Genomic DNA, 23,077 nt, shown 5'->3' on the forward strand with positions numbered 1-23,077 from the left:
TTTTAATTTAAAGCGCCTTCATTAACTCCTGATATAGTTTTATCATGGCTTCAATATCTTTTTTATGTACTTTCTCATCCGGGGTATGTACATTTTCTTCGGCTGCACCCACAAAACACCAATCCCAGGGATTGTCACTCATTTGCAAAGGCCCGGCATCGCTTCCTCCAGCACCTTCTACTTCCAATTGATATTTGCAGTTTGTTTTTTTCGCTATGGATAAAATTTTATTTACAAAACTTTTACGTGGAATTAAACTATCTCTTAAACTAATAACCGGTCCTTTTGCAAATTTTACTCCATCCGAAATCCAACTGATGTCCGAAATTAATGCCTGAGTAATCTTGTATTTTTTTTGCAAAAATTTTTGCAGATACTGTACGCTGCCTCCTCCATGTTCTTCGTATGTACTAAATACTATGGCTCCGTTTTTTAAAGTTTCGGCAACTTTGAGTGCGTTATAAATGCCCAAACGGTTATCCATATAACAACATTGAATAAAATCTTTCGATTCTCTCCAATTGGGTTTAAAACTCAAATCGGTTCCTGTTTCAAAATTTCTTTTCCCTTTGTACTCCAGTTTTTTTACTCCGGTTTTTTTATTTTCTGTTACTTTAAGTTCAACTTCCTGTATTCCCTTACTGTCCTGTCCGATTAATTGAAATCCCGATTTAGCAACCGGTCCGCCAATCTTCACCAAACCTTTACCGTATCGAACAGTAAATCCAATATTATCCATGTGGGCAAAAATGGCCGTTCGCGGTTTTCCAAAAACCAGTATGATATTGTCGCCAAAGCCTTTGCCTTCGTAAATAACCGGTTTTGTTTTCCATTCAGAAACGTGCGACTTAATATAATAAAGCAAAAACTGTTTCATGGCAATTTCATTACCGCTGGTAGCCGGAATATGGCACATTAATTTAAGCGTATCGTATTTTACTGACATAAATTTTTTTTATAAAGATAAGTGTTGTTTAAGACTACCCGTTATTTTTTAAAAATTAATAGGGTTAAATCAAGAAGAAATCAGGTAAATAGCCAGAATTGCCATTACTATTCCGGCAATATTTGATTTATTTAATTTTTCGTGAAAGAAGATGAAACCGATAAGGGTGGCTAAAGCAACATTACAAACATTAAGCACCGGAAACAATGATGCGCTATTCATGATTCCTTCATCCAAGGCTTTAAAAATAAAGTAAATGCTAAAGTAATTGGGTATACCTAATAAAACACCTCCAAGCATGTTTTTAAGCGATATGATTTCGGAGTACTTTATTTTCTGATTAAGGGCAAGCATGTTTAGGGTAAGCATTCCCATGATAAATGCCGAACCAAAAAGGAGTGCACTAAATAAGGCACTTTCGGCATTGCTGTTTATGTAAAACGACTTCATTAAATTTAATGAGGCATCAATTAAGCCGCTGCCCAAAAATACCATAAAAGGCAGTAGTAAGTTTTTGGTGTTTATCTTTTCCGATTTGGAAGAAGCTAAGTAAACGGCTAAAAGTGAAAGAATAACACCAACTAATTGTAAATAAGTTACCGATTGATCTAAAATTAAAACAGAAACAAGGAAGGGAATAACCAAACTCATTTTATTGGAAATGGATGCTGTACCTATACTGATCAACTGAGCCGTTTTGGAGATCAGAAAAAACACCGCAATAAATAAAACACCCAAGGGGATGCTCCACCACATCCATGGTTTTAAAACCACCGTGTTATTTTGAATGTTTTGATAAACAAAAAGGTAACCGGATAAGAAAGCAAAAAGATAGTTAAAAACAATGGCCACCAAGGTGTTTACACCGAATCGGGGAAAGGTTTTAAATAAAACCAGCAATACAACACTTAGCGTTACCGCAAGAAATACAGATACCATGAAATTTAAAGTAAAAATAGAATTTATTTGATAATTTTACGCCATGAAAGTAAAGCGCATTCTTTTTTTGTTTTTAGTGATTTTCGGAGGATTTGGATTAAAAGCTCAATATATTTATTATAAAAGCATGCCGGAAGATTCCTTAATTTTATTTAAGGATTCAGTTTCAAAACTTCAGTTCATTTATAAAGATACTTCGTATAAAAAAGATTACACCTTGCACTTTAACTATGTAATGCGGTTTTTTACAAAAATTGAGTACAATAAAATAAAAGTGATTTTTAAAAAATCGAAACGAGTTACACATGTGAAACCCTCTTTCTGGTGTTTTTTCCAGGCTCCTGAAAATCGTACCTATAAAGTTATTTTCAGCACCAAATCTAATCCAACTTTAGATAGTGTATTACTACACAATTTACATTTCAATTCTCAATTAGGAATGATTGCCAGCGAAATGGGTAATGTAAAAGAATTAAGCACCGATGGCTTTTTTAATTTAGTTGGCTGGCATTTTAGGCAACTGAGTAGGAGAAGTCGCAAAAAAATTGATCATGATAACGACATGAAAGTATTAGAAATTGGTTGTGGTTATTTATTATTAGCACTCAGTATGGAAGAGGAAGTGAAATTACACATTGATCGTTGGCACAACGCAAGAGCTTATGCGCATTACTTCAGACATTACCAAAACCATTTTATGAGCGCCGAGGCCATTAAAGGGTATATAAAAGACATGCCGGTTTATGTTACCCATAAATATCGGTAGTTCGGCTTTTATTTACTGAAAAGGTTTGATCCGTTAATGTATTCCCAAACTTTGGGATGCAAAAAATAAGCAACATTTTTTTTATCCTTTACTGCATTCCTAATAAAGGTGGATGAAATTTCCATAATGGGCGCCTGAGTAAATTGCACTTTTTCATGGTTGTCGAATTCAGAAGCTATAGCAGAAGTTCGGGGATACACAAAAATTTTGTGGTTCGCCAAAATCTGTTCGTAGTTTTTCCATTTGTGAAAAGTAGCTAGATTATCCTGACCCATAATTAAACTGAATTTTTTGTCGGGATGTTTTTCCTTTAAATGGGCAAGAGTATTAATGGTATAGGATGGTTGAGCAAGTTGAAACTCAATAGTACTTACTTTTATTTTTGGATTAAAATCTAAAGCCAGATTAATCAAGTGAAGTCTTTCGTTTTGATTTAAAAGTCCCGCTTTATTTTTTAATGGATTATGCGGGGAAAGCACCAACCACACTTCATCTAATTCCGTAAAATAAGCCATGTAATTAGCTATGGCTAAATGTCCGATATGAATAGGATTAAAGGAACCAAAAAATAATCCAATGTTCATGCTAGTGATTATAGGCTTCGCCCAAAAAAGGTATCATGCCCGGTTTTAACTGATTAATTCTTCCTAATGTTACTCCAATAACTATACTCTTTTTTAAATGATGTGGCTTCTTATGAATATTAAACTCTTTTGGTAAAATATTTAATATAAAATTTACCTTATATAAATCAAAGTTATTCTGATTATTGTTTTGATTTAATAATCCGTTTTCAGTCATATATAAATTTAGCTCAACACTTTGATTGTGCCATATTCCGTTTAAAAAAACCTGACCATTTAATTTAATTGTTTTATGATTATGATTGGCCAGGCCACTGAAATGTGATGGATCCATTGGTGCTTTAAATAAAAGACTGGTTTCTTCCAAATCTTTTAACCAATCATCTATGGAATCAATACCAATTTCAAATTTTGAAAAATCAACTTTTAAATAAAAGCTGCTTTTAGTTTCATCATAAAAAAGATAACTGGAATTGCTAATGGAATAACATTGGTGATTTTTAATGCAAGTTTGAATGAAAGTGGGCGAAGAAATATTTTCCTGACTAAAAAGAAGGAAAGGTGCAAAGGCCAATATTGTTTGAAAAATTATTTTTTTCATTTTATTTTTTTTCTGTTTAAGGCCATGGTTTTTAACATCCAATCGGGCAAGGGTTTTTCGGGCGCTCGTTTTTTAAGATCAAGATACCAACCTAATTTTTTGAGAATCGGAATTTTTTTGGTTTCAACAAATTCAATCAATGAACCGTCCGGATCTTCAATATAAGTAAAATGTCCTGCTGCTTCTCCCATTTCAAATCCTGAACCTCCATCCACGGTGAAAGGATGTCCGCTTTTTTCACACTTGTTCTTCAATTCGTTCATGTTTTTCACATCAAAACACAAATGGATAAAACCTAAGTCGCCCCAAAATCTATTTTCAAATATTTTGCGGGGAGTATAATTTTTAACTTCAATGAGTTCAATATAACTTTTTCCTAACAGTTTCGAAAAAGGTCCAACTCTGTTTTTAGAATGAGTGAGTACGGTTCGCTTGCAAAGTACATTTCCGCCGGGTAAATGCGCTAAATCTTTAAAGGATTCTTCTCCTGAATAAAGCACTTGGTCATATCCTAATATTTCACTGTAAAAACGCAATGATCTTTCGGTATTTCTTACGCCAATCACCATGCCGTTAGGTCCACCGGTATTTTTTAAACCGTTACCAAACCAATTGTTATCCTCAATTACTTCAAAATTATTTCCGTAAGCATCTTGTAAATAAAAATGTTTTTTACCGTAAGGTGACAAACAAACTTCGCTTAATAGTTTTGTATTTAATGATTTCAAATAAGTAAAAGACTCCTGAATATTGTCTGTTTTCATTTTAGCGCAGAAAAAGCCTAAGTCGCCCATTTTAGGTTCAAATAAAGGATGTTGCGGTGTTCGGCTGGTGTATTGCCAAATTTCAAAACCACCTCCGCCTTTTAAATTAATGGCTAAAATGGCGTGGCGTGAATGCGGTTGGCCACCGGTATAAGGCAACATGAGTTCGGCTTGTGCAGCTTCCTCAAAAACTGGAATATCCATGCCAAAATGTTTGTTATACCAATTAAAAGCTTCGTGTACGTTCGAAACACCAATGCCAACTTGTTGTATTCCGGAAATTATATAGGACATAGTAATTAAAAAATTAATAGTACAAACTTAAGTATATGTTTCCGGATTCCGGATTTTAATCGCTAAAATTTATTATTTTTAATAAAAAAAATAGCCATGAAAAAATTAATATTATTCTGTTTTTTCTTTAGTGGATTGATTTGCAAGGCGCAAATTCCAAGTCCAACTTTAAACATCGGTATCACTTCCCACAATGAAATGACTTTAACTGAGCCTTATAATACATATACCTTTTATGTTCAAACAAGAGACACTTTGAAAAAAATTATTGATGTAATAAATGCTAAAGGAGCAAAGTATAATTTACAAACCAATCAGAAATTTGTATTGGGTTGCCTGCAACATGAAATGGCTGCTACAACAGCCACAGATATTATGGAATATGCTTACAAATTGGGCGGAGTACCTTTTGGAAATGTGGTAGAAATAGATCCTAGATATAAAACGCAAACGCCAACTTACACTTACAATATAGCCGATGTGGCTCATTTAATTGATTCTACCGGGGCGCAATCATCCAATAATTTAGGTGGTTTTGTTTACATTCCTTATCCCGGCGATTGGATAGCGTTTACAACACCAACTACCGGTGTATTTGGTTCATCATGGAAAGTAGATATACTTTGGGGAGCAGGCACCGGTTCTCCATTACCCTTACACTCAAAAGATGCAAATAATTATGGCACATGGAAGCCTAGAGGTAATGTAGATTCTATCGATTTTTATTGTCACGATCCATCCAAAAATTATTGGCTACAAGGTAATGGCTGTGCCTGGAATGTTGATCAGTCAACCAATATTCAAACAGTTATAGCGGAAATACGAAGTGAAGCTACAAAAATTAAAAACGGAACCTATCCGGCAAATAAATTCTATAATGCTTCTGTTATGTTTAATTTTAAAGATTTTCAATCTCCGGGCTTAAGAGCTAAATTAACTACATTGATGGATTCTGTTAATGTTTTAGTTGCCCAGGGAAAGGTAAATTGGAAAACGATTAGTCAAAAGCAAGCTGCATTTGCGGCTTGGTCGGCAACTACCGGAATTTCATATTCACAATGGAGATGCGGACAAACCGTAACGCTTGCGCCAACCTGCGCACCTACCGGATTAAATGAATACCAAACTTTCGGAAATAGTTTTTTAAAGCTGGCTCCAAATCCGGCGAGCAACAATCTTTTAATTTCGTGGGAAGGTCAGTTAAATGAAAATACCCGCTTATTGATTTACGATGGTCTTGGTCGTAAGGTTTTTGAAGAGCCCATGGAAGTGTCACTCAAACAAATCTCACTATTACAATTTAATTCGGGTATTTATACTGTAATTATGCAAAATGATGCAGCACAAAGCAGGGCTGAAAAATTGATTATCAATCATTAAGTTTTTATTACAACTACAAGCCCGTTAAACATTGTTTTTAACGGGCTTTTTTTATTAATTTAATCCCCTGAAAAAATCAAATTATGTACGGTACATTAAAAGATCAATTGCAAAATACACTTAAGGAAATTGATGAGAATGGTTTGTTTAAGCGTGAACGGGTAATCACATCTCCGCAAGGGGCTTCAGTTACAGTAAACGGCAAAGAAGTAATAATTTTTTGCGCGAATAATTATTTAGGACTCTCTTCTCATCCTAAAGTGATTGAAGGGGCTAAAAAGGCATTAGATACTCATGGTTATGGTATGAGTAGTGTTCGTTTTATTTGCGGTACGCAGGATATTCATAAAACTTTAGAAAAAAAGATTGCCGATTTTTTAGGACAAGAAGAAACCATTTTGTATGCAGCAGCTTTTGATGCTAATGGTGGAGTATTTGAACCTTTGTTTGATGAACAAGATGCGATTATTAGTGATGAATTAAATCACGCTTCTATTATCGATGGGGTTCGTTTATGCAAAGCACAACGCTATCGTTACAAAAATTGCGATATGGCCGATTTAGAAGAGCAATTGAAAAAGGCACAAGCGCAGCGTCACCGAATTATTGTAACAGATGGAGTTTTTAGCATGGATGGATTTGTGGCACCTTTAGATAAAATTTGCGACTTAGCTGATAAATACAAGGCATTGGTGATGGTAGATGAAAGCCATGCCAGTGGTTTTATTGGAAAAACCGGAAGAGGAACGGTTGAATTAAAAAATGTACTGAAGCGTGTGGATATTATTACCGGAACTTTAGGTAAAGCATTGGGTGGAGCAATGGGTGGATTTACGACCGGACATAAAGAGATTATCGAAATTCTTCGGCAGCGTTCTCGTCCTTATTTATTTTCAAATTCATTGGCGCCAAGTATTGTTGGCGCATCTATTGCGGTATTTGATATGTTAAGTTCTACAACTGAGTTGAGAGATAAATTAGAATACAATGTCAATTATTTTAAAGCAGGAATGAAAAAAATTGGTTTGGAGATCCGTGAAGGAGACTCAGCCATCGTTCCGGTCATGCTATACGATGCAAAACTTTCGCAGCAATTTGCTAATAAATTATTAGATGAAGGAATTTATGTGATTGGATTTTTCTATCCTGTTGTACCTAAAGATAAAGCCCGTATACGTGTGCAACTAAGTGCAGCTCACACACAAGTGCATTTGGATAAAGCAATTACCGCGTTTGAGAAAGTGGGGAAAGAGCTGGGCGTCATCATAAAGTAAAAATATGAATTCAGTAAAGCGCCAAGTTTATTTTTGCATCATGGCGTTTTCTTCTATGTATGGTTTAACACAAACCAAATCGATCGATAGCCTAAAGCTCCTTCTGAATAAAGTGCAGCAAACAACGTCTCGGCTGGATTTAATGAAGGAGATCGGAACACAATTAGTAGAGAATGGCTTTTACAACGATGGATTAAATTGGTATTTTAATGCATTGAAGCTTGCTGAGGCCAGAAGAGATACAACATCAATGGCTGCGTTGTGCAATAACATTGCTGTTATCTATACAGAGACAGATCAAAACAAAAGGAGTTACCCATTTGCTGAGAAAGCAGTACAATATGCCCTAAGAAGAAATGACGACAAACTAAAGGCGAACGCATATAACACACTTGGTAATGTTTATTATGCAGACTACCAGGACTCTATTGCACTAGGGCATTTCAATAGTTCTTTAGAATATAGGATCAGATCTGCAGATACAGCAGCAATAGGTACAGCTCTTAAAAATCTAGCAGGTGTATACAATGAATTTGGAGATCATAGAAAGGCATTGCAATTAACGCATATGGCCCGAGTCTTTCGATTAATAAAGGGGAATGCAGATCAAAAAATGTCTTTATTCGTTACACTTTCTGATCTACAATTTGGGATTAAACAGTATGATTCAGCATTTTATTATTTGAGTAAAGCGAGTGAGTATTTGAGAGCTTCAAAGAATTTATATGAGCTAAAGAGTTACTATAATTCAAGCATTCAGGTCCATCGTCAAAGAAATGATCTTGAAAAGGTAATCAGTGATATGAATTCTGTATTGCGAATAAAGGATAGTATTCTTGATCAAGAAAGTCAAAAGAATATGTCTGAACTCCAAACCAGGTATGAAACAGAGAAAAAAGATAGTCAGCTGAAGATTCAAAAATTGGAGTTAGAAACAAAAGAGCAAGAGGCCTTATATTCAAAAATTCTTTTCGTCGGAATTGTAACAATTATTCTTTTGCTCTTTTCTTTCTTCTTTATTCGATTCAAAAGCAGGCAAAAATTAAAGGATGAAGTAAATCGAATTGAAAAGGAAAATGTAAAAAAAAGAGTTGAGCTGGAAACTAAGGAGAAAGAACGCAATCGTATATCAGCAGAATTACACGATAATGTTGGTTCATCTGTAAGCTTTATTAGTTCGAAGATTGATTGGCTGATTAAGAATTACTCTTTTAATAAGTTAGAGAAAGAAGAACTTATGTTTTTGAAGGACTCCTCTCAGGATGTGATGAATAGGTTGAGAGAGACGCTTTGGACCTTGAATAATAAAAACATCAGCAATGTCGATCTTTGTGATAAATTAAAAGTGTATTTGAGAAAGTATATTTTGTGTACACTCAAAATCACAGATTCCATAAGCTCAGAATATATTCTTGCCAATGAGGATGTTTTGGCAATTTACAGATGCGCACAGGAAATAGCCAACAATATCAATAAGCATAGTAAGGCACAGTCTGTTCGAATTGATTTCTATTCAGACGAAAAAACAAAACTAAAGATATCATTCCATGATGATGGGGTAGGATTTGAAGAGGAGAAAAAAGAAGATAACTATGGCTTGAGAAACATTCGAAATAGATTGAAGCATATTGGAGCGAAATTGGAAATCAATTCTGTAAAAGGGAGTGGCACTTCAGTAACAATCATTTATATTTAGTTCAAATGCACTATTCCTAGAAGGTAAATTGATAAGTTTATTTGTAGAATGATAAAGATCGCAATAGTTGATGATAAAAGGTTAAATCGTATGGATAGGGCCAGGGAGTTGGAGTACAATGGCGAGATCAAAGTTGTTTTCACCTCTCAAAATGGTGCTGAATTTCTAGAGAGGATGAAAGAGACCCCGGCGTCCTCTCATCCGGAAATTGTATTAATGGATATTGATATGCCTGAAAAAAACGGAATTGATACGGTTAGAGATGCGAAGATTGTATATCCTGACATCGAATTTCTGATGTTGACAGTATTTGATGACGATGAAAAGATATTTGAAGCAGTCAAGGCGGGTGCTTCCGGTTATTTGCTGAAGGATGAGAGCTCTGACACGATTATTAATTTCATTAAGCAAGTGAAGGAATTTAGAACAGTTCCTATGAGTCCTGCTATAGCCAGAAAAGCATTAAAGCTTCTAACTCAAACGGAAATGATAATCATGGCCAATGCTCCGAAATCGGATCTGACAGAACGGGAGTTATTAGTGCTTAAAGGTCTTGTAGATGGATATGATCACAAAGAGATCGCTGAAAGATTATTTGTTAGCCCGCATACCGTCAGAAATCAGATCTCAAGTATTTATAAAAAACTTCATGTGAATGGTAAAGTTGATGCAGTAAAGGTAGCGCTTAAGAATAATCTGATCTAAATAGAAATATATCGGATCAACGTTTCAATTGGAAGCCGGAAAAATCCGGCTTTTTGCTTTTTATCATATATCAAACAGTAAATTAGTGCATTTGTACTATTCTTGGCCACTAACAAAACCCTGAAATTTGCTCTATAAACCAAATCCTTTATTATGAAAAGAATTTTTATTTATTTGTCTTCCATGGTTAGCTTAACATTGTTGGCTCAACCTACCACGCACAGCGTTATGCCTGCAATTGGAACAGTATATAGTTTTAATACTGTTACCGGTGCTATCACTCATGCAGCTGGGGGTAGCGGACAGTTCTGGAATTTCAACCCAATTGCGAATTCTGTTACCTTAACTTATTCCATCATACCTTTATCTGCCACTACAGCTTCCGATCAGTCTACTTTTCCTGCGGCAAATTACTTCAGGTTAAAGTCATTGGGTTCGATGACGGTTGGTATAGACTTTTTGCACATACAGAATGATCGATTGATCGAATTAGGTGAAAGAGGATCAGGAGGAAATTACAACATGAAGCCGGTGCCTTATACTACTTATACTTTCGGGATGAATGTAGGAAGCACCCACGTTTCTACGTATACGACAGGTGTCGGAACAACAACACGTACAGTTAAATGCGATGGCACAGGCACATTAACAACTCCTTATGGCACTTTTAATAATGCAATTCGACTTAAAACTTACAACATTGGTGACGCTGATACGCTTTTCTCTTATTACGATTCGCAACCCGAAATGCGTTTGCATCTGCATTATGTTAGAAAGGGCGACAATTCAATAGCAAATAAATTTGTGTACAATTACAACTATGCACCAAGTGGAATAAATGAAACAATCAATAAAGAATTGTTGTTCAATGTTTACCCGAATCCAACTAATGGCATTATCAAATTTAAGGGGCAAGATCTAAATACGATTAAGAATATAACTATTTATAATTCTACTTTACAGAAATGCATGGAAATAGAAATGCAAGGCGAAAATCTTTCATTGGAATCATTACAAAATGGTTTGTACTTCATAGAAGTGAAATCTAGTGCATCATCAAGTTTGATGAAGGTGATTAAAAATTAATTATTATCAATATTATTATGAAAAACCTCATTCTGCCTCTTCTTTTTATACCCTTCTCGCTGAGCATTGCGCAAAATGCAACAGTTGTAAAGAATGGTATGATTTTAACTATGAGCCATAAAGATTTTGGGCTATCTCATGTTCCGGAAATAACTAATAAAACAAAAACTGCTGAAAGAGAAAAACTAGTTGATGAATTTAATGAAAAAGCCCTTTCAGGTCAGATGAAATTCTTCAGTAAAGATCCGGTTACAATTGAGATAGCTAATGAAAAAAGTTCAGACAAAGGAACTTCATTCATAACCTACTATCGTCAGCCTGTAGTTGGAGGTAGTGGGTGCCGAAGCGTTAACAAATTTGATGGCGCTCTGTTTTTCACAAAAGACACCACCTATTGGGCTGTGCACACAGAGCCGATGATGATTCAAGGAATAACGAAAGATTACAAAGTGGATACGACAGCGATTCTTACTTTTCCGATTTTGCGTTATCCTTCAAAAATTAAAATAGGAGATGTACTTCCTATTTCAATGATGCATTATATGGTTACTCCTCAAAAGTCATTCAGTCAAGTAATGGCAGCTGTGGTAACAGGAAAAAAGACAACAAAATCTATTGAAAATGTGGAGGTTCAAAAATTTGGAATAGGTAACAGCAATTATGGTTTTGAACAACGCCTTGGAATTGTTACTCGTTACGAAAATGTTTATGAATATGTACCGGTTGAACTTGAAACAAATATTGAAATGGGACTTAGCCGGATTTTTAATGTTGGTGCAGCAGTTACAGCCACAGAAAATATTTCAATCAGCGGAAAAACATATCTGGCTTACATTATACGTAGTGAAGAGTGGAATGGAGACTTGAATGTGAAAATGGACGCGAAAGCGTATACTGATAAAAAATCTGAAGTAAGCAATACGGTAGCTTCTAAGGCTGAACAGCTAGCCTTAAGGCGCCAATTGAAAGCTGCTAAAAAGGTTGAAAAGGCAATGAATAAAGGTGCTGACAATAAAAATGAAGAGGGCTACACCGTGATGTATGAAGATCGTTGGTATGTGCCTGAACTAGGTCTTGAAGTGAAAAAGATTCGTTACAATAAATATGGAATCATTGAATATATCCTCGAACCCCTTTCAATAACTTATAAATAGTACAAGCCATGAAAAAAATGAAACAATTTTTTATTGCATTTATCCTCATAACAGGATTTGCTTTAGCTCAGGATCCTCAAAGAAAACTAATGGAATCCATTTGTTCTGGTAATATTGAGGCTGTTGAATACTGGATTAGTCAAGGTGCTAATATTAATAAAAAGTACGATGGCCCATATTCCATAAATGGTATTGAAACTCAAACAACTAAATATAATGAGTGGCCTGTGCACGCTGCTTTAGGTGCATTGAATGCTGATATGGTTATCTTTTTATTAGATAAAGGGGCCGATCCAGATAAAGAGAACGGTTTCGGATCTTCTCTCATACAAGTCTTGGCAACAAAGAGCCATCATTTTGTTGCAGCTAATAATTTGTGTGAAGGTCAAGAACATAATCGCGACATTAAAATGGCAAAGAAAATGATAGAGAAGAAGGCAGATTTAAATGGCAAAGCATTCGGAAAACGAACTTTGCAAATTGCACGCGAATATGATAAATACCGACCAACAGAGGCACAAGGAGCCTTATTTAGTTTTCTTAAATCAAATGGTGCGAAAGAATAATAATGGAAAGCCCTGTTACAAACGGGGCTTTTTTATTTTAAAAATTTAAGTGATTATACTCCCCACCCAAAATCATCCAAATCCCTTCGCTCTTTTTTGGTGGGACGACCACTTCCTTTTTCGCGAATAATTTTGGTTTGAAAAAAAACGGAAGGCAATTTTGAATTTTTTTCGGGCTTTGGTGAATGATCAATATAAAATTGTAGCGCGGTTTCATAATTTCCCCGCTTATCAATTAAGCCGCTCACTTCAACAATTTTTTATGATCACCAATGCTTATGGAATAACGTTCACCAATTTTTACCAAATGAGAAGTTTTAATTTTGGAATCGTTTAATTTTACTTTTCCGCCTTTGATTGCTTCGGAAGCCAATGTACGTGTTTTAAACATACGTATTGCCCACAAATACGTGTCGACCCGAACTTCCATTAACGATTAACAATAAATTTAGAAGAATAAATAACATAGCCGTCGGTTAACCACAATACATACATATCGTTTACCAAATCAAAAATATTCAAAGCTGCATAATCAAGCTGGGTAATTAAATCAATTTCTTTAACAGGTTTGCCTGATTGATTATAAATATAACCCACCAAACGAGTATTATTGGCGTTAGATACTTTTATATTGAGTAAATCGTAAAAATTATAAACGGGATTGGGATATAAAAGCAGGTTGTACTGCGGAGAGGTGGAAACAAAAATGCGCTGTGGAGGAGATGTTTCCACACCGTTCAATTCAATTTTATAAAAATTGACTGCATTTAAAGCCGGAGAATAATGATCGTATGAATGATTGGTTGCCTTACTTATCTCCCCACAAATACCGGCGTAATTATATATCGGATAATAGTTTAAAGAATCTATACTGTGCAACACATTATACCCCACACATTGACTGCCGGCACTCACCGTAAAACGAACACTTACAATGGTATTGGTTAAGGATAAATTAAAATTCTGTATCCGTTGTGCATGTATAGTTTGCACCAAAAAAATAAATATGATTAAAATTCTTTTCATTCCGGAATTAACCAACTGTAACTGTGCGTACCGTTGTAGTATAAATTTACAACATATGTCCCTTTTTTCAAACCCAGCCCTTTTAAATCAATAAACAAGCTATTGTTACCTTCTTTAATTTTTCTCTTTTTAACAATAGTATGTTCTTTTTCAGAGTGTAAGGGATTAGTAATTCCGGCGCTTAACAAACCGGCCTTGGGGGCTTGAAAGCGAATAGTTATGCTGTCTTTACAATTAAAAGTTTTGTTTAAAATGATTTGTTTAATTGCGTACTGAACTTTTAATCTTAAAAGAAGGGAATCTGAGATGAGGTAATTGTATTTATTTTTTCTGATTATATTTTTTTCATGTACTTGTAAAAAGGGAATATTATTTGTAGTGAGTTGTAAATCTATTTTTTTTATTTTTTTTTGAAAAGCTTTTTGATTAAGGCGAACAGATTCAAATTTTAGTCCCCCGTTATTACTTTCGGCATACATTAAATCGAATTGATTATTGGAAATTGAAGCTGTAGCGTCTAAATAAGTCAATACTAATTTACCACTTCCGGGTTCAATTTTCATAAGCGGAAGAGTTTGCGTTTTATGATTCACGGCATAAGTAATCAAAACAGGTTCCGTCCAGTTTATTCCTTCATCATCGCTAAAGCATAAAAAAATATCCTCATTATCTTTTCCGTTTTTCAAATCACTCCAATACACATATATTCTGCCTTTAAATGAATTAGAAAAAGTATCGCATAAAATTTGAGGCTCACAAACTATTTGTGTCTTACTGGCATAAACCACACTTTCTCTATAAACAGAACATGGATTTATTAATTCAGCTTTAAAATATATTCCGTTTTTATTTTTATAGGTGGAGTATAATTTACCGGAGTAACCTATAAAATGAACTGATTTAGGAACATTTTGCGCAATCAGAAAAAAGGGTAATAATAGAATTGTTAAAGCACTAATTTTCATTGTTATAAAGTTACAAAAAGGAATGTCTCGGTATGCTTAAAAAAACTATCTTTAAAGCTTAATTATGGAAAAAGCTACTATTAATGAATACCTTGATCAGAACAAGGATCGTGTATTGAATGAATTACTTGAATTACTTCGCATTCCCTCTGTGAGTGCTGATAGCAAGTATAAAGCCGATGTATTAAAAACAGCCGAAGCGGTTAAACAACGCTTACAGGAAGCCGGTGCCGATAAGGTTGAGGTTTCTGCTACTAAAGGATTTCCGGTGGTATATGGGGAGAAAATGATTGATCCGGCTAAACCTACCATTGTGGTGTACGGACATTATGATGTGCAACCGGCCGACCCTTTAAATTTATGGGATTCTCCACCTTTTGAACCGGTAATTAAAAAAACTCCATTGCATCCGCAGGGGGCCATTTTTGCACGAGGCGCTTGCGATGATAAGGGACAAATGTATATGCACATTAAAGCCTTTGAATTAATGATGAAAACAAATACTTTGCCCTGCAATGTAAAATTCATGATTGAAGGGGAGGAAGAAGTTGGTTCACCAAGTTTAGGCGCATGGATTGTGGAGAATAAAGAAAAATTAAAAGGGGATGTAATTTTAATTTCGGATACCTCCTTATTAGCCAATGATACGCCGAGTATTGATACAGGATTGAGGGGCTTGGCTTATATGGAAGTAGAAGTAGAAGGCCCAAACAGAGATTTACACAGTGGAGTATACGGAGGTGCAGTAGCTAATCCGGTAAATATTTTATGTAAAATGATTGCCGGTTGTCATGATGAGAATAATCACATTACTATTCCCGGATTTTACGATAATGTAGAAGTTCCTTCTAAAGAATACCGTGATGATTTAGGTAAAGCTCCTTTTAATCTGGAAGATTTTAAAAAGGATTTGAATGTGGAAGATGTTTGGGGTGAGAAAGGTTTCACTTCCATGGAAAGAACCGGTATTCGTCCAACTTTAGATGTAAATGGTATTTGGGGTGGATATACCGGCGAAGGTGCAAAAACAGTTTTACCTTCCAAAGCTTTTGCTAAAATAAGCATGCGTTTGGTGCCCGGACAAAACTCGGATGATATCAGCGAAAAGTTCACTAAATATTTTTTAAGCATTGCACCAAAATCGGTTAAAGTAAAAGTTAGGCCTCATCACGGTGGTGAACCGGTAGTGGTGAGTACTGAAAGTGCAGGATACAAAGCGGCAAGTTTAGCCATGCAGGATACCTACGGAAAAAAACCAATACCAACACGAGGTGGCGGCAGCATTCCCATTGTGGCTTTATTTAAAAAAGAATTAGGTTTAGATTCTATTTTATTCGGTTTTGGATTAGATACCGATGCGTTACATTCACCTAATGAGCATTACGGATTATTTAATTATTACAAGGGTATAGAAACCATTCCTTTGTTTTATAAACATTATACTGCGCTCACTAAAAAGTAATGTCTACAAAATTTCGCTTGCTTAAATATTTAATATTGGTTTTGCTGGTATCCTGTAAATCTTTTCAAGAACCACAATGTACCGGAGTTAAAGATTATAAAATGACTAAACTAGATATGACAGGAATTAGCGCGAATGTGGGCATAGGTATTAAGAATCCAAATAATATTGGTTTTTCAGTTTATCGCAGCACCTTTGATGTTTATTATGGCGGAGTGTATTTAGGAAAAGCCAAAACTAAAAAAAGAGTTTTTATTGAAGCGAATAAAGAAAAGAATTATTATTTTACTATAAACGGTAAGTTTAAGGACGTTAGTTTAACCGAAGTAATGAAATTGGTGAGTGGAGGCGGAAACGGACAATTGCAGGTTAAAGGAAGTATTAAAGCGGGTAAGTTTTTCATTCGAAAAAAATTCCCTATTGATGAAAAGAAAAGAGTGGGGTTATAATAGTCTCGAAAGATGAAGCAGTTTTTTAAAACATACAAAATTCCTCTAATAACGGTGCTGGGTGTTCTCTTCATCGATCAGTTCATTAAAATTTACATTAAACTCAATTATCCTTTGGGAGAAGTGGGCCGGGCAGCAGATTGGTGTATCATTCATTTTACTGAAAATCCGGGTATGGCATTCGGATTTGAATTTGGCGGGGAATACGGCAAAATAATATTAAGCGTATTTCGTATTTTGGCTTGTGTTGGCGGAGGATTTTATATTCGTTATATCATCAAACAAAAAGAACATCCGGGATTTATTGTATCTGTTTCTCTTATATTAGCCGGAGCATTAGGTAATATTTTTGATAGTGCTTTCTATGGAGTTTTGTTTAGCGAAAGCGATGAATTTAATGTGTCCAAATTTTTACCGGCCGAAGGGGGTTACGAACCTTTTTTATATGGTAGAGTGGTGGATATGTTTTACTTTCCTATGTGGAACGGGTATTTTCCGGATTGGGTTCCCTTTGTAGGTGGAGAATCATTTCAGTTTTTTCGTCCCATTTTTAATTTTGCCGATATGTCCATTTCATTTGGTGTAGGCATTATTATTGCCTTTCAGAAAAAATTCACACAAAAAGCAGAAGCAAAACCTGATCAGGAAGCTGCCAAAAACGAAGAAAGCAAGTGATTAAAGAAGCCGTATTATTAATTAACCTGGGCACGCCTGATGATCCTACACCGGGAAAAGTTGGGCAGTATTTAACGCAGTTTTTAAATGACAAAAGAGTGATTGATATCAACCCTATTGGTCGTTTTATTTTAGTGAATGGCATCATTGTTCCTTTCCGGAGATTTGCTTCCTCAAAACTGTATCAAAAAATATGGACCGAAAAAGGTTCGCCTTTATTACTGAACAGTATTGAATTAAAAAACAAAGTACAACAAACTTTAGGTGAGCAGTTTATTGTTGAGCTGGCTATGCGTTACCGTAATCCTTCTATCAAAAGCGTATTGCATAAATTAAGAAAAGAGCAACCCTCGCGCATTCATATTATTCCCTTATATCCTCAATACGCCAGTTCAAGTACAGGAAGTACCATGGAAGAAGTAATGGATGAATTAAAAAATTGGGAAGTTATTCCTTCTTTTAATTTCATTAGTAAATTTTACGACAGGCCCGAGTTTATTGAGGCTTTTGTAAAGGTGGCCGATAAATACAATCATTCAGATTACGATCATGTTTTATTTTCTTATCACGGTTTACCGGAAAGGCAAATTAAAAAAGCATCGGCTCATTACGGTAATGGGATTTGTAATTTTGGAACGTGCTGTGATGTGATAACAAAGGAAAATCAATATTGTTATCGGGCCAACTGTATGGAAACAACTCGCCAACTGGTGAAAAAATTAAATATACCGCAAGGAAAATACAGTTCTGCTTTTCAAAGTCGATTAGATGATAAATGGTTAAAACCCTATAGCGATAAAGTAGTGGCTGAATTGGCTAAAAAGGGCGCTAAAAAAGTTTTGGTTTTTTCTCCGGCCTTTGTAGCGGACTGTTTGGAAACTATTCATGAAATTGGAACAGAGTATGATGAGATATTTAAAGAGCATGGGGGTGAAAAAATTACCTTGGTGCCCAGTTTAAATGCAAGTGATGATTGGGCCAAGGCCCTTGTGAAAATGATTTCCTTATAAATTATTATTTAAAGCTTAACTAAAAATTTGCCTTCCATAATTGGAATCACCGGACATTGATTGGGTGTAAGACAATATTTAATATCTCGCTCCAGATTTAATTTAGACAATCTGTTTCTATGTGAGGAGTGTGATAAAAATTCATACAAATCGTGTTTCGCGCCATTGTATAAATGCATGGCTGCTAAAGTAGAATCACAAGTAGTTGTAAATTGATTTTTATAAGTAAGCTGGTGACTAACAGCTCCGGCTAATAAAGTATCTTCTAAATTAAATTTATTTTTCCAACCCGCACAAACAAATAAAACATCTTGTTTTTCTTTCAATAAAAAGGCAGCAATAGCATCTAAATTTAAAAAACTCCCAACAATAATTTTTTTTGCATTTTTAGCTGCTTCTATAGCCTGCGTTCCGTTAGTAGTTGTAATTGCCACCGTTTTTCCTTTTATTTTGGTATTCATGTATCCAAAAGGACTGTTGCCTAAATCGTATCCTTCAACCATTTCGCCATTGCGTTCTGCGGCAACCAGCATGCCTTCTTCCTTATATTTTTTTGCTTCCTCAATGCTTGCTACCGGAATCATTTTACTTACGCCGTGATAAAAGGCTGTAGTTATTGCTGAAGTGGCTCTTAAAACATCTATAACAACAACAATGGCATTGGGATTGTGAAAAAGGGGATAAGCCTGAGGGGTAAAACAAACTTCAATTTTCGGTTTCGTCTTCATCTTTCTATAAACAAACTTAACATTTTTCGGATAAAAACAAAAGTAAAAAGCTCAGCTTATCACATTAAACGATTTAAATCATCTAAATAAGGATACTTTTCCTACTCTGGGCGGATTTTTTTTGCCGGTGGCCTTTTCTACGCTTTTAATTTCATAGATGTAAACTTCTTCCGGACATAAATTTCCTTTAAAACGTCCGTCCCATTTCCCATTCGGATTTTTACTGATGTATACAATATTATCCCACTTATCTTTAATCGTTAATTCAAATTCGCTGTACTCACATTGAATGACAGGGAAAAAATAATCGTTTCGATTATCTTCATTAGGCGTAAAACTGTTTGGAATCAGCATTTCGCAATCACAAGCTTTTAATATCACTTTCACACTGTCAATTTGTTCACCACAATTTTTATTAAAGGTTTTTACCCAATAAATTCCATCTTTGGTAATTTTAAGGCTTGGATAAATGGATCCGTTATTCCATTGTATTTTGGTGTCGGGTAATGTTTTAATGCTTAAGGTTTTATTTTCGTCACTCAAACAAAAGGTAACTTCTTCACCAAAGTTTGGCGTGGAGCCGGGAATAAATTTGATACGGGCCGTATCGGAAACTATACAGCCGTTATTATTTATTTTAACCCAATAAGTACCACTATTTTCTAATTTTATCTTTTGAGAAGTTTCACCGGTACTCCAGGTGTATTTCATTCCGGGATTTTTAGCATCGAGATAAACACTTCTGCCTTTGCAATAGGTAGAGTCTTTTAAATTTAATACCGGTTTTTTATTGAGTACAACCATAGTGCTGTCATAATACGTGTTTTTTCCTATGATTACTTTTACAGTTACTTTGCCGGGTTTTAATACTGCATATTTGATAGCATAGGGTTGTGAGGCTAATACCTGTTGTTGTGTATAACCGGCATAAGTATCGTACCAAATGATGGTTGCATTTTTTTCTAATCGTTTTTCAATTTTTAAGGTAGCAATTTCGCCGGCACAAATACCAAAGGTATCGGGTAACAAGTTCATGTTTTGTGCATGCGCAACAGAAAAACAAATAAAAAATAGATATGTAAGTATTCTTTTTATAATTCTAATTCAATGGTTATTATAGTGCCTTGTCCGGCCGGCGTTAAGGTGCTTTTGTCAATCATTTGTACCGATTGTTTTTTACCGGAAAGTTTGGAATTAATTTCCAAAATATTTTTAATGGTTGCAGTTCCTAATGACTTATGTCCGGTTTTTGAATGTTCTTTGGCTTTTATTAATCCAATGCCGTCGTCCTCCAGCGTAATCAATAGTTTTTGATTAGCTAATTTCTGAAAATTAATTTTTAAGGTACCATGTTCCAATTTGGGTAAAATACCATGAATAATACAATTTTCGGCGTGAGGCTGAATTATCATATTTGGTATTTTTGTTTCTGAAGTATTAATATCTGAGGCAACTGAAATTTCAAAACTGAATTTGTTTTTAAATCTTTCTTTTTCTAATTCCAGGTAATAAGTTAAACGGGCCAATTCATCCTGTAAGGTAATTTCTCCTTGTGATGCCTTTTCAATAATCATTCTGATTAAACGCGAAAATTTGGCCAAATATTCGCTGGCTTTTAAACTGTTATTGGAATTAATGTAATTTTGAATAGAAGTAAGTGAATTGAAAATAAAATGCGGACTCAACAAAGCATTCATGGCCTGATGCTTTAAAACATTTATTTCCTGCTGTTCCAGTAATTTTTGTTTCGTAATTTTTTTATGACGCTGAAAGAATATCCAGAATATTCCGCTGATCACCAATAAAGTAATTAATACGGCTGCAAATATAGTCCATCCACTTTCCGTAATTTTTGCTTCTTTCAGAAAATACAAGTTCGTATCATCACTCCAGTTTATTTTATCCTTTGAAACTGAAATGGCAATTTGATGATATCCTCCGTTACTGATGGAAACGGCAATGGAATTATCGTTTACAAAAATCCATTCCCCGTTGTTTATACGGTAGCGATAATATTGTTTATTGGGTTTGCTGTACATCGGGCTGTTAAATCCAACATAAATATTTTCCTGATCACTGCTTAAATTAATTGTTCCGCTTGGTACGCTGTTGCTTATCGCATTTATTTTAATTTCGTTAATGGTAACTGCCGGAAGTTTTGTGCCGGCCTCCAAAACGTTTTTTAAAGAGGCTATGCTTAAACCCCGCGCAGTAGCAATACAAATACTTTCATTATTGCAAACCACATCGCTTACCGCATTGGATAACAAGCCAATGTTTTTGTTTAACAACATTAAGGGATTAAAGTTTTTATCACAAACCAAAATTCCATCAAGTGTGGCCATCCAAACATAATCGTTAAAGGATTTTATTTTCTTTACCGCATTTAAATTTATATTCTGTATGGAATTGATTAGTTTTTTATCGGCCAAATCGGTTATACCTGATTCGTGTGCGAGATAAATTTTTCCGTTAATATTGGCTATATCGTTGATAATAAAATTAAAAGCGCTACTGTTTACGGCGTGATAAGTTTTTTTGGAATAGGAATAAATATACAATCCGGCATTGGTAGCCACTAAAAGCGAGTCGCCGCTTTTGTACAGATCATTGATGGCAATTCGGTAATTGGGGAAGGAAATTAAAGTATCCATAAACCGACTGAGGTTTTCGTCATATTGTAAAACGCTGGCCATGCGATCGGCAACAATTACAGATTGGTCGAGTGGATAAAACTGTGCTGCGTTGATGGATTTAAACTTGTAAATATTTTTGGTATCGGTGAAATAAGAAACCGGCATTTCACTACGTGCCGAAAAATAAATGGTGTTATTAATTTCCTGAATTGTACCTACCGGTTCGGCCAAAATTTCATCCGGCTTAAAAATGGGTTTGGATTCCAGGGAATTTAAATTTATTCCGTAAAGGCCATTGGCAGTTCCTGCAGCCAATAAATTGTTTTTAAGAAATACGCTATTTACATTGAGAATTTTTCTACCGAAGGAAAAGTTTAATGAATTAAAGTAGGTATTCTGAATAAAATAAGCCCCATCGTTAAATGTACTTATCCAAATATTTTCATCTCTGTCCTTGTAAATATTATTAATCAAGGTGGGTGGCAAATCCATCAATTCAAAAGCATCATACACTTTATTATTCTCGAATAAATAAAGTGATTCACCGGGAAAAGCGGTAAACCAAATTCTGTTGTATTTATCAATGATAATTTTTTCAATATTCCTGCCGCCGTTTAATTGAAAGGAAGCAGATTTTTTGGTATAAGATGGAATAATCTCTTTATAAACCGTATTATTTTTAAGAATGACAATAGAGCCGGAAGTACCTAGAACCAGTTCGCCCTCGGCCGATTCGGAAATAGCATAAACGCCTGAACCTTTTATAAAGTTTGTTCTTACCTGCGCTGCTCCAACAATTTCATAAAGTCCGTCTTGCCGGCCTACATAAATTTTGTTGGAACTGCTTTTGAAAATACAATGTGCGGTATTGCTTCTGTTTTTTTTCGATTCGCTGTCGCTTATTAATTCTTTTGTTTTAAGATTTACGATATTTAATTCTGTACCGCTGTTTAGAAAATAAATAAAATCTTCATTTTCTATAAACTGGTCGCAATTGCCTTTAAATGGAATTTCTTTGTTTAATTGAAATGCTTTAGTCTCTAAATTGTATTCAGCTAAACCTTGATCACGAAGCGATAAATGTAACTTTTGTGCATTGGCAATATTTAAACTTTGTAAGGCATTACTTTTTAAACTGTCTATTTTAAGTTTAATAAAATTATATCCATCGTAAGTATAAATTCCATTTTGCGTGGTAAAATACATTACTCCGTTAGGGTGCTGTTTTATACTAAAAATGTTGGCGTTGTTTAAGCCCTCTTCGCTCCCGAATTTTTGATAGTTAAAGGCAGGCGTTTGTGCGCTTAACTTAAAAAGTGAAGTAAGTGCTATAAATAAAAATACAAATCTGAATTTCAATTCAAATGGGGT

At 34.9% G+C, this 23,077-nt stretch carries 22 protein-coding genes and 1 pseudogene; 12 read left to right on the top strand and 11 right to left on the bottom strand.

What is annotated here, in order from left to right; all coding sequences use genetic code 11:
- Positions 1-7 precede the first annotated feature (7 nt).
- Together IPM51_00635 and IPM51_00640 are read right to left on the bottom strand one after the other, a co-directional pair.
- Complete coding sequence (locus IPM51_00635) at positions 8-916, bottom strand: M20/M25/M40 family metallo-hydrolase (GenBank protein MBK9282806.1); 909 nt, start codon at positions 914-916, stop codon at positions 8-10.
- A 99-nt stretch (positions 917-1,015) separates the two neighbouring features.
- A complete protein-coding gene (locus IPM51_00640) occupies positions 1,016-1,885 on the bottom strand; it encodes a DMT family transporter (GenBank protein MBK9282807.1) in 870 nt (289 codons plus the stop codon).
- 43 nt (positions 1,886-1,928) lie between these two features.
- Between IPM51_00640 and IPM51_00645 the strand changes: the two genes are divergently transcribed.
- Positions 1,929-2,651, top strand: coding sequence for a hypothetical protein (locus IPM51_00645; protein MBK9282808.1), 723 nt, complete (start codon positions 1,929-1,931; stop codon positions 2,649-2,651).
- 8 nt (positions 2,652-2,659) lie between these two features.
- Here the strand turns inward: IPM51_00645 and IPM51_00650 are convergent, their stop codons facing one another.
- The 3 genes from IPM51_00650 to IPM51_00660 are packed head-to-tail and all read right to left on the bottom strand — an operon-like array spanning position 2,660 to position 4,894.
- Positions 2,660-3,235 (bottom strand): nicotinate-nucleotide adenylyltransferase, encoded by a 576-nt coding sequence (locus tag IPM51_00650; protein MBK9282809.1) that lies wholly within the window; start codon positions 3,233-3,235, stop codon positions 2,660-2,662.
- 1 nt (position 3,236) lies between these two features.
- On the bottom strand, positions 3,237-3,836 hold the full coding sequence (locus IPM51_00655; GenBank protein MBK9282810.1) for a hypothetical protein: 600 nt from the start codon (positions 3,834-3,836) through the stop codon (positions 3,237-3,239).
- Positions 3,833-4,894 carry a VOC family protein gene (locus tag IPM51_00660; protein MBK9282811.1) on the bottom strand — a complete coding sequence of 354 codons (1,062 nt, stop codon included), beginning with the start codon at positions 4,892-4,894 and terminating at the stop codon, positions 3,833-3,835. Before IPM51_00660 ends, IPM51_00655 begins: the two co-directional genes overlap by 4 nt.
- 96 nt (positions 4,895-4,990) lie before the next feature.
- On the opposite strand from IPM51_00660, the gene IPM51_00665 reads away from it, so the two are divergent.
- The 7 genes from IPM51_00665 (at position 4,991) to IPM51_00695 (ending at position 12,755) form a co-directional block, all read left to right on the top strand.
- Positions 4,991-6,274 (top strand): T9SS type A sorting domain-containing protein, encoded by a 1,284-nt coding sequence (locus tag IPM51_00665; GenBank protein ID MBK9282812.1) that lies wholly within the window; start codon positions 4,991-4,993, stop codon positions 6,272-6,274.
- A gap of 83 nt (positions 6,275-6,357) precedes the next feature.
- Positions 6,358-7,548 (top strand): glycine C-acetyltransferase, encoded by a 1,191-nt coding sequence (gene kbl / locus IPM51_00670; protein MBK9282813.1) that lies wholly within the window; start codon positions 6,358-6,360, stop codon positions 7,546-7,548.
- Between the two features lie 4 nt (positions 7,549-7,552).
- Positions 7,553-9,244, top strand: a complete 1,692-nt coding sequence (locus tag IPM51_00675; GenBank protein MBK9282814.1) for a hypothetical protein — start codon at positions 7,553-7,555, stop codon at positions 9,242-9,244.
- 48 nt (positions 9,245-9,292) lie between these two features.
- Entirely contained in the window at positions 9,293-9,949 is a 657-nt protein-coding gene (locus IPM51_00680; protein MBK9282815.1) for a response regulator transcription factor, read from the top strand.
- Between the two features lie 153 nt (positions 9,950-10,102).
- Positions 10,103-11,035, top strand: coding sequence for a T9SS type A sorting domain-containing protein (locus tag IPM51_00685; protein MBK9282816.1), 933 nt, complete (start codon positions 10,103-10,105; stop codon positions 11,033-11,035).
- Between the two features lie 17 nt (positions 11,036-11,052).
- Positions 11,053-12,189, top strand: coding sequence for a hypothetical protein (locus tag IPM51_00690; GenBank protein ID MBK9282817.1), 1,137 nt, complete (start codon positions 11,053-11,055; stop codon positions 12,187-12,189).
- Positions 12,190-12,197: 8 nt separating this feature from the next.
- Positions 12,198-12,755, top strand: coding sequence for a hypothetical protein (locus tag IPM51_00695; protein ID MBK9282818.1), 558 nt, complete (start codon positions 12,198-12,200; stop codon positions 12,753-12,755).
- A gap of 53 nt (positions 12,756-12,808) precedes the next feature.
- On the opposite strand, the pseudogene IPM51_00700 reads toward IPM51_00695, so the two are convergent.
- The 3 genes and pseudogenes from IPM51_00700 to IPM51_00710 all read right to left on the bottom strand — a co-directional run bounded on the left by IPM51_00700 (position 12,809) and on the right by IPM51_00710 (position 14,746).
- Positions 12,809-13,185: pseudogene (locus IPM51_00700) on the bottom strand (RNA-binding S4 domain-containing protein).
- Positions 13,185-13,781 carry a hypothetical protein gene (locus IPM51_00705; protein MBK9282819.1) on the bottom strand — a complete coding sequence of 199 codons (597 nt, stop codon included), beginning with the start codon at positions 13,779-13,781 and terminating at the stop codon, positions 13,185-13,187. The pseudogene IPM51_00700 and the gene IPM51_00705 overlap by 1 nt, the downstream one beginning before the upstream one ends.
- A complete protein-coding gene (locus IPM51_00710; GenBank protein ID MBK9282820.1) occupies positions 13,778-14,746 on the bottom strand; it encodes a hypothetical protein in 969 nt (322 codons plus the stop codon). Before IPM51_00710 ends, IPM51_00705 begins: the two co-directional genes overlap by 4 nt.
- Positions 14,747-14,810: 64 nt before the next feature.
- On the opposite strand from IPM51_00710, the gene IPM51_00715 reads away from it, so the two are divergent.
- Genes IPM51_00715 through hemH form a run of 4 tightly spaced genes read left to right on the top strand, consistent with a single transcriptional unit; the run spans position 14,811 to position 18,342 of the window.
- Positions 14,811-16,208 carry a dipeptidase gene (locus IPM51_00715; GenBank protein MBK9282821.1) on the top strand — a complete coding sequence of 466 codons (1,398 nt, stop codon included), beginning with the start codon at positions 14,811-14,813 and terminating at the stop codon, positions 16,206-16,208.
- Positions 16,208-16,657 (top strand): LEA type 2 family protein, encoded by a 450-nt coding sequence (locus IPM51_00720; GenBank protein ID MBK9282822.1) that lies wholly within the window; start codon positions 16,208-16,210, stop codon positions 16,655-16,657. The genes IPM51_00715 and IPM51_00720 overlap by 1 nt, the downstream gene beginning before the upstream one ends.
- A 12-nt stretch (positions 16,658-16,669) precedes the next feature.
- Complete coding sequence (locus tag IPM51_00725; protein ID MBK9282823.1) at positions 16,670-17,332, top strand: lipoprotein signal peptidase; 663 nt, start codon at positions 16,670-16,672, stop codon at positions 17,330-17,332.
- Positions 17,329-18,342: a ferrochelatase gene (hemH, locus tag IPM51_00730; GenBank protein ID MBK9282824.1), complete on the top strand. Its 1,014-nt coding sequence runs from the start codon at positions 17,329-17,331 to the stop codon at positions 18,340-18,342. The genes IPM51_00725 and hemH overlap by 4 nt, the downstream gene beginning before the upstream one ends.
- 8 nt (positions 18,343-18,350) lie before the next feature.
- On the opposite strand, the gene IPM51_00735 is transcribed toward hemH, so the two are convergent.
- The 3 genes from IPM51_00735 to IPM51_00745 form a co-directional block, all read right to left on the bottom strand.
- The gene (locus IPM51_00735) at positions 18,351-19,070 is read right to left on the bottom strand and encodes a 2-phosphosulfolactate phosphatase (protein ID MBK9282825.1); all 720 of its coding nucleotides are present in this window, start codon (positions 19,068-19,070) and stop codon (positions 18,351-18,353) included.
- Between the two features lie 78 nt (positions 19,071-19,148).
- Positions 19,149-20,105 (bottom strand): gliding motility-associated C-terminal domain-containing protein, encoded by a 957-nt coding sequence (locus IPM51_00740; protein MBK9282826.1) that lies wholly within the window; start codon positions 20,103-20,105, stop codon positions 19,149-19,151.
- Between the two features lie 56 nt (positions 20,106-20,161).
- On the bottom strand, positions 20,162-23,065 hold the full coding sequence (locus tag IPM51_00745) for a histidine kinase (GenBank protein ID MBK9282827.1): 2,904 nt from the start codon (positions 23,063-23,065) through the stop codon (positions 20,162-20,164).
- Positions 23,066-23,077: the final 12 nt, after the last annotated feature.

The sequence above is a fragment of the Sphingobacteriaceae bacterium genome (assembly GCA_016715905.1).
GTDB lineage: Bacteria > Bacteroidota > Bacteroidia > B-17B0 > Aurantibacillaceae > Aurantibacillus.